The following is a 7,783-nucleotide window of genomic DNA, read 5'->3' as shown; positions in this document are numbered from 1 at the left end:
TCCGATCATAGCTCATCGCCTTGTGCTTGGACGCGTTCGCCTTGATCTTGGTGCCATCGAGCGCCACGTGCCCGAGCTTCACCAACCCGGCCTTCTCGGCCAGCTTCAACACCTGCGCGAACAGGTCGGCCAGCGCCTTCAGGTGCCGCCGCCGGAACTCTGAGATCGTGCGGAAGTCCGGCGCATCGCCCGCCACGATCATCATGAAATCCGCCCGCTCCACCGCCGCCCTGGCGATCCGCCGCGACGAGTAGATACCGCTCGCGTAGCCGTGCAGAAGCAGCGCCGTCAGCATCCGAGGATCGAACGGCGGCTGCCCCAGCCCGCTTCGGTAGCTGCCTATGATCGCCGATAGATCAAGGCTTTCCCTGACCAGCGACACGATCAGCCGCGAAACGTGGTCCCTCGGCACATAATCCTGCACGCTCGGCGGCAGAAGCTGGGCCTCGTCGATCTTCCAGGGGCGAAATTCCTTGCTCATGGCTGCGCAAGGAATCAGACTCGCTCCCTCTTGACCAGTCACTACTCAGACAGGCTCCTAGAAATTCGGTTTGGACGGGTGAGCGCATTGCAGCTCGTCGATGCCGCTCAGCGCTTCCAATTGGGGACGTGTCGCTCGAGTCCGATGCTTGCAACGCCGTCCGGCCGTCGTCCTGCGAATGTCGAGGGGGACTGAGTCTTACCGGCGGCAGATCAAGCGCGTCACGCTTGGTCCCTTACGTCGCCGAACGTCGGGCACTGGGTTGGGCCGTGTGGCGCCGAGCGTCACCGAGCATCGGGGGATTCATGGAAGTCTATTGCAACGGCACCGCGCGCATCCGGCACAAGGATACTGGCGTCGTCCACGACATCGAGAGCGATGAGCTCGACTGGGATGCGGTCGGCGATGATGAACGGCAGATGGGGCCCGAAATCCACTATGAAGCTGTTTTGCAGCATCCGCAGCTAGGCCAGCTGACCTGGGGTCTCTGGGAATATCCAGTCGGCATCGAGAACATAGCGATATTCAAGTGGGCGGACACGAGGTCGTCGAGGATTTCGATTACGGCCTCAAACATGAGCCGCCTAAGCCCGACGAGTGGCTTGGCTATGATGTTCCGCCAAATCCGTTCACGATCTTCATGGACTCCAATCGTCAGACCAGCGACCTCCTTGCGGACCACGGCAAGGAAGATGGCCGTCACCTCATCAACCGTTTGATGTTCTCGCACCAAGTAACAGCGCTGGAGGCCTACCTCGGAGATACGCTTTTGAACGCGGTGGCTGGTGACGCGGAAGCGATGCAACGGCTGATCGATGGCGATGATGAGCTCGCCAAGGAGAAATTCACGCTCGCCGAAATTCGCAAGGAGCCGAACCTGGTCGCACGCAAGGTTCGTGAGCATCTGCGGGGGATTCTATACCACAACCTCGCCAAGGTAGACGTTCTCTACAATATCGCGCTTGGCGTCCGCATCCTGAACCTGACGCCGAACAAGGCAGAGCTGTTCACGGCGGTCATTGCCGTCCTCAAAGCGGTGGATAAAGACGAAACCGAAGGCCAGCACGGCGGCGGCGACGACTGGATCAAGCTCATTTTCCGCCGCATGATCGAACGCGATTGGTCCGCGGACCAGGGAGGCGATATCTTCGTGGCGCGCTGATATGATCCGGGATCGGTCTTTGCGTCTCGCGGTCGTGGTCGCCGACGAAACCAGCTTCGGTAGGCGTCGTCTTCCTCCGCCGAATAATGTCAAAAGCGACCGTTTGGTCGGTCGCAGCCGAGGCAGCATCGCTGTCGCTTTGCCCGCGGTCGGCCGCACGCGCATTCATTCCAGTCCGATATTAATCACTCCGAAATTGGTATTCACCAGTGGCGATTGCGTATCTGCAGTACCGCTTGGGTATCGATGTAGTCGGTTTCTTCGATGAACTTCAGCGCGAAATATGAGAATTTCGCCTGATATATGCGGTGCCCAGGAGAAATTGGCTACTTTTTCTTCTTCATGACGAGGTAAGTTTTCGTTTGTGGGCGGTGCCCGATCGAAGGGCTCGGTCGGTCTCCCGGATGTAGGCTCAAGCCGAATGAGCGCACGCAGCAACAACTTTATGTTGGATGCCGAGCTGGATGCTGCCAGTGAGAGTCAAGCTCTTCGCGCCCCATCCTTAGCTTCCGCAAGATTGGCGGATCACGATGATCTTGCAGCGGAACTCCACCTGTGCACGCACAGTGAGTCAGCGACTCCGGAGTTCCAGTACCCGGGTGGGGCCCAAAGAAGATGAAGATGCGCGATTGCCACGAACGCTTTGAGTATCGCCCAGCAGCGACAAGCTGCGCCGTCTGTGACGGAAAGTTTGGCATGATCAGATACTACTCATGGCGGGCGACGCTGTGCTCCAAGAAGTGCCTGGACCGCTTCAAGGCACGCCGGGAACGAGACCGCCGCTGGCTGTTTCGATTTGAGGCGGTGGGCCATGCAGCAGCACCTCAAATGCGGCAGCAAGATCGATCTGGAGCTGCAAGATCTGTTCGACGGCACGACTCGTGAATCGCCGATGAAGAGGTACTATTTTGATATCCGCGACGGCAGCCACTTCATCCGCGATGATGAAGGTGCGGAGCTGCCGAACATCGATTCTGCTCGGGAAGAGGCGACCACTGCACTCTCGGAGATGGCCCGCGAATGGGTCAGAGGCAGGCCGCAGCACCGCATATCAGTTGAAGTTCGCGATGATCATGGCCCTATTTTGGAGGCGAGCTTTAGCTTTGTAATGAAACCGTGCGCGACGTGAAAGCCATCGGTTGGGATCGAAATGCAATTTTCGACGCCGATTGACAGCCGAAATCGCGGGTCATCAGGCGTTTTCACACAACCAAGACCTACAGCAGACATCAATCAACAAACGCTTCAGGCGCTTGCAAAGCTGGATTTCACGGACAAGGACGAATCCTTCGTCGAGCAGACATTCGTCACGCTTCTGCTCGAATGCCTATTCGCCACAGGTTAATGGCATCGATCCACTCTTTTTCTGGCTCACTACTCCGGTGTGCGGCCTGTATCAAGGAGTAAGAATTTTGCTTAACCTGGTTGGGTTGAACAATTTATAGTGGTAACGGGTCGGGGGACACCGTAATGATTTTTAGAGGTGCCGATGCGCGCAAGCGGATTGCGGCGGACTCCGTTGACGCCGTCAAGCGGGGACACGGCATATCCTGTACCGTCGGTCCACGTCACCGCTCAGGAGGCAAGATAGATCGATCCCGTCGCCGCGCATTCTGACAGCGATGTTGTGCACTGGCTGAGTATGCAGTCGCCAAGCGCAGATTGGTCCGGTAGACGCTGAACCAGCGTTAAAGCATCTGTAGCGAAACTTGTAATCTTCTCGTCATAGTTGTATCCTTAAAATGCGATTTTGGATTCGAGGGGCTCTTCCATGAAGATGATCGCGCTTATTGCTTTGTGGCTTCTTGGCTTGTCGGCTTCCTCCCTCGCGCAAGACATCAATTGCGGTGCAAAAGGGCCTGATCCGAAGCCGAGTGAGATCAAGCTCATTTCGTGGAATATCGCCGAATTAGCGACGGCAGTGAGGGTCTATGATCGTCCGCTCCGTTCGGAAGATGAATTCAAGGACTTGCGGCTCTATCGTGAATGCAGCGACGGCCACGTCTACGCCATGCAGGAGATCGCGAGCCTTCGCGCGCTCGCGCGCGTTTTCCCGCCATCCCAGTACATTCTCTGCATTTCCGGGCAGACCGTTGCGGACCAGCGTGGCCTGGCGCCCAATTATCCTTTCAACCAGCTTTCGGATATCAAGCCGCAGTGCGTAACCGACCCGACCTCAGCCGTGAGTACTCTGCCGGGCGAACTCACCAATCCTGCCAGGCAGTATGTTGCTTTAGCAATCAAGCGATCTTCTGGCGTTTCACTCGCAGATACGAGGGACGTCGTGGATCTTGGGCCAAAAGACCCGGCAACTGACCACCAGACCCGGTGGGGGCTCGACATTACCTTGAACAAAAATGGCGCTCTTTTGCGGCTACTCGTCGTGCACATGAAGTCTCGCTGCAACGAAGATCCCATCGAAGAACCTTCAGATAACGACCACTGTCCAGCGCTCTTTCGTCAGCTGCAACCGCTTAAATCCTGGATAAGGGCAGCGCATCAGGGCGGTGGGCCGGTTATCGTTGCCGGAGACTTCAATCGCAGGTTCGACCGCGAAAGCCCTGAGATAAAGACGACTGATATGTGGGATGTGATGTCTGGCGCGTCCACGTCGAGCCCTGACGATGACGTGAAACTTACCCATATCCCTAAGAACAAGGAGTTCAAGTGCTGGCCTACCGAGCCCGCCAGCCAACGCTTTTCGATAGATTTCTTTGTCTTGAATGAGAAGGCCGCTGCCCTTTCGGACGCGGGATCATACTGGAAATGGCGATACGGCAAAGACATTGAAGAGGAAACGCCGCGTTCCCGTTGGCCCAGTGATCATTGCCAGATTCAACTGAACCTTAAGTTTCCATGATTGACGCGAAGTGCCGTTTGAAGCCGAGCCACGGGCCGGTTTGTGTTGTTTCTAAAGATCTAATTTTACGGGGAACGTATGCAGATTGATACTGAAGTAGTCGCCACGACGACCGCGCGAGTCGACTCGAAGCGCGATGAACTCAAGGCACCTGCGGCAAAGCCTGATCTTCCGAAGGATCGGGCGGATCGCGTCACTCGGTACATCAATGAAAACCGGACGCCCGATGACATCGCTGCCCTAGAGCGCGCGATGGGAACGAATGACCTATTGAGCCTACACTACTTCTGGGCAGGCATTCGTGCGGCCCGTTCTGTTGGTTGCATCAAAATACCACCGTCGCCGGGTGATCGCGGAGGGTCTGCTACTGGCTTCATGATCGCCCCCACACTCCTGCTAACTAATTGGCATGTTTTTAAGATGCCGGAAGTAGCAGGCCGCTCGCGTGTCCAGTTCGCATACGAGTCGGACCCCCTTGGAAATGACCGAATCCCCACCTGGTTTTCCTTCGCTCCTGACAAGTTCTTCTTCAACAACAAGGATCTCGATTACTGCGTCGTGGCGGTCGATCCTCTTTCAAAGCAAGGGACGGAAGAGCTGGCGAGTTTCGGATGGCTTCGCCTGAATCCTCAACTCGGCAAGGCGGACTACGGCCAGTTTCTTTCCATCGTTCAGCATCCCGGAGGCCAGAGCAAGCAGATAGCCATTCGTGAAAATAAACTATTGCCCTTCGATGACACTGAAGACTTTCTCACCTACCAGAGCGATACCTTCCGAGGCTCGTCAGGCTCGCCAGTGTTCAACGATCTTTGGGATGTCGTTGCCCTACACCACTCGGGAAAGCCGCTGAAAGATAGCCAAGGTCGCTACATCGGCCACGACGGCCAGCCCATTACCGACCATAAGCCGCTGGAGCACGAGATCAAATGGATAGCAAACGAAGGCGTCAGGACCAGCCGGCTCGTAGCTGACATCAGGAAACAGGCTGCTCGTCATGATCTCCTGCCGGTGCTTGAGGCGGCTATCCAAGGAACGATCAAGCCAACTGCAGCCGAACTCGAAATCGACGTGGAGCCGTCAGCACGGCCTACTTTCGCTCCGCAGCTCATTCCAGCAAGCCTGCCGAGTGAGGGATTCTCACTCGTCTTGCCACTAAACGTCTCGCTCAAGGTTGAAAGCCTTTCGAATCCTCCTTCTATCCGCTCGTTGATCCCGGAAGTAAAGCCATTGGCTGCTCCGGCCATTGTCGCAAGTGCTGAGCCTGACGAGTTGTTGCTGGAGAAGCTTAACTTCGACACCGACTATAGCGATCGACAAGGCTACGACGAAAACTTCCTCGGCCGCGACCGTATTGCGGAATTCCCGACCATAGAGAGCGAAGACCCGAAGCTGATTGCTCCCTTGCGGGGCCGCGCCGGCAAGGTGCTTCACTACCATCACTACTCGTGCATGATGCATGCACAACGGAGAATGCCGGTGCTTTCGGCCTGCAATACCGATTACAGCAAAGGCCAGAGGAAGATTAAGGGCCGCGAAACCTTTGGAAAGGACGAGTGGATAACCGATAGCCGCATGGACGAAAAGTACCAGCTGCCGAAAGGCTTCTATGATCGGTGGAAGAGGCTCGATTTTGGCCATCTCGTGAGGCGAGATGATAACTGTTGGGGTGCTTCAAAGACAGAGATTGAGTACGCGAATTCAGACACGTTTCACCTGACGAACTGCACGCCCCAGCACGAAGCATTTAATCGCGATAAGTTTGGTTTCCACGGCTTGTGGGGGCGGCTCGAAAATCACATTAGCAGGCACGCATCCTCCGATAGGACGCTGGCACGCCTGTCGATCTTTGCTGGTCCAATTTTCACGATGCGGGATCTGAAACTTGAAGACGAGGAGGCAGGCAACGTTTATGTGCCGCTATCCTATTGGAAGGTCGTCGTTGCACCGACCAGGAGCGGCAGCATCAGGGCGTTCGGCTTCGTCACATCGCAAAAGCAGGAGCTAGCTGACGATTCACCTTTTGAGGAATTCTCGCCAGAAGGCTTCGAAGACGAGCAAGCGACATTGGCGGAAATCGAAAGACGCACTGTTGTCCGGTTTAGTGCGACGTTGAAAGCGGCCGACGTCATGAATGACCGGTTCGTGCAGGAGGAGGAGCTTATGCCCCTCTCGTCATTCGAAGATGTCTGGATGGGGAAGAAATAACTGCGGGAATGGAGGCTCATGCTCGATGGCCGCGGTGCTTGGAATGACAGACGTGTGATCGAGTGGCATGCCCCGTTGCTTGAGCTATCGCAAGGATCAGGGCAGGGAGTTCGCGAACTATGCGTGTACGACGCTGGTCTTTTGGGTGCTGGCAGGACCTTCTGGGAACGAAGCTGGTCAATCTTCGTTCTACTGGTGGGCCGGTGAAAGCGAATCCCGCTGGCCTGCAAGTTTTGGTCTTCTTTGATGGCGCGAAGAAAGGCGCACCGCCACAAGTCGAGATCGCCCGATCATGAATGGGACCTAAAATGTCGGATATCGCCGATACTCTCGTTCAAACATTCACTAGTCTTACTGAGTCAGAGTGTCGCGGTCTTTGTCGACAGGAATCATATATTTGAGAAGACTCACTTTTCAGCATGGGGAGGCTGAGATGGGTCTGACAAAATCGGGAGACGTAGCGTCGCGGTTTTCGGCATATATTGAGGGTCTTGCAAGCGTGATCGGACATGCGGGACGGGCCAAACCGCTTCGCGATTACTGCACTGGGCTGATGATGCCGTGCGATCGCAAGAGTGTCGAGCCGATGGCGGCGATGACGGCTCCTGAGCGGACAGCAGCGCAGCATCAGGCGTTGTTGCATTTTGTCGGTCAAGGCGACTGGTCGGATCAGCAAGTGTTGGCCAAGATCCGTGAGTTAGTGCTGCCGGGCATCGAACGCCACGGAGAGATCGAAGCTTGGATCATCGATGATACGGGCTTTCCTAAGAAGGGGCGGCATTCGGTCGGGGTTGCGCGGCAATATTGCGGTCAGTTGGGCAAGCAAGACAATTGTCAGGTTGCCGTGACGCTTTCGCTTGCGAACCATCATGCGAGCTTGCCGGTGGCCTACCGGCTCTATCTACCAAGGGAGTGGGTGACGGATCGCGCACGCCGGCACAAAGCTGGAGTCCCCAAGGAAATCACCTTCAAGACCAAGCCGGCGATTGCACTTGATCATTTGCGTTGGGCCTGTGCGGTGGGCTTGCCGCGCGGCGTGGTACTGATGGACGCCGGCTATGGCACCGACACCGCT

7 protein-coding genes and 1 pseudogene are annotated in these 7,783 nt (G+C 56.3%); 4 read left to right on the top strand and 4 right to left on the bottom strand.

What is annotated here, in order from left to right:
- The 4 genes and pseudogenes from CQ13_RS05030 to CQ13_RS40510 all read right to left on the bottom strand — a co-directional run.
- A partial coding sequence (locus CQ13_RS05030; RefSeq protein WP_197427245.1) for a transposase occupies window positions 1-481 on the bottom strand: 481 nt, incomplete at its 3' end.
- A 284-nt stretch (window positions 482-765) separates the two neighbouring features.
- Window positions 766-939 (bottom strand): hypothetical protein, encoded by a 174-nt coding sequence (locus CQ13_RS42520; protein ID WP_156433508.1) that lies wholly within the window; start codon window positions 937-939, stop codon window positions 766-768.
- On the bottom strand, window positions 918-1,385 hold the full coding sequence (locus CQ13_RS40515; protein ID WP_082637323.1) for a hypothetical protein: 468 nt from the start codon (window positions 1,383-1,385) through the stop codon (window positions 918-920). Before CQ13_RS40515 ends, CQ13_RS42520 begins: the two co-directional genes overlap by 22 nt.
- A 108-nt stretch (window positions 1,386-1,493) precedes the next feature.
- A pseudogene (locus CQ13_RS40510) lies at window positions 1,494-1,701 on the bottom strand (Fic family protein); the annotation flags it as partial.
- A 753-nt stretch (window positions 1,702-2,454) separates the two neighbouring features.
- On the opposite strand from CQ13_RS40510, the gene CQ13_RS05020 reads away from it, so the two are divergent.
- The 4 genes from CQ13_RS05020 to CQ13_RS05000 all read left to right on the top strand — a co-directional run.
- Window positions 2,455-2,772, top strand: a complete 318-nt coding sequence (locus tag CQ13_RS05020) for a DUF6894 family protein (protein ID WP_057841911.1) — start codon at window positions 2,455-2,457, stop codon at window positions 2,770-2,772.
- Window positions 2,773-3,414: 642 nt separating this feature from the next.
- On the top strand, window positions 3,415-4,503 hold the full coding sequence (locus CQ13_RS05010; protein ID WP_057841909.1) for an endonuclease/exonuclease/phosphatase family protein: 1,089 nt from the start codon (window positions 3,415-3,417) through the stop codon (window positions 4,501-4,503).
- Between the two features lie 78 nt (window positions 4,504-4,581).
- Window positions 4,582-6,708, top strand: coding sequence for a DNA/RNA non-specific endonuclease (locus CQ13_RS05005; RefSeq protein WP_057841908.1), 2,127 nt, complete (start codon window positions 4,582-4,584; stop codon window positions 6,706-6,708).
- A 433-nt stretch (window positions 6,709-7,141) separates the two neighbouring features.
- A partial coding sequence (locus CQ13_RS05000; protein WP_156433507.1) for an IS701 family transposase occupies window positions 7,142-7,783 on the top strand: 642 nt, incomplete at its 3' end.

This window comes from Bradyrhizobium retamae, from assembly GCF_001440415.1.
Taxonomy (GTDB): Bacteria; Pseudomonadota; Alphaproteobacteria; order Rhizobiales; family Xanthobacteraceae; genus Bradyrhizobium; species Bradyrhizobium retamae.
The sequence above is the reverse complement of the archived record's forward strand: the minus strand, read 5'-3'. Positions and strand labels throughout refer to the sequence as shown.

Excerpts from the sequence above, each read along its gene's own strand:
- CQ13_RS05005 (WP_057841908.1), top strand. The coding sequence starts at position 4,582 with ATGCAGATTGATACTGAAGTAGTCGCCACGACGACCGCGCGAGTCGAC.
- CQ13_RS40515 (WP_082637323.1), bottom strand. The coding sequence starts at position 1,385 with ATGCTCACGAACCTTGCGTGCGACCAGGTTCGGCTCCTTGCGAATTTC.
- CQ13_RS05020 (WP_057841911.1), top strand. The coding sequence starts at position 2,455 with ATGCAGCAGCACCTCAAATGCGGCAGCAAGATCGATCTGGAGCTGCAA.
- CQ13_RS42520 (WP_156433508.1), bottom strand. The coding sequence starts at position 939 with ATGCTGCAAAACAGCTTCATAGTGGATTTCGGGCCCCATCTGCCGTTC.
- CQ13_RS05010 (WP_057841909.1), top strand. The coding sequence starts at position 3,415 with ATGAAGATGATCGCGCTTATTGCTTTGTGGCTTCTTGGCTTGTCGGCT.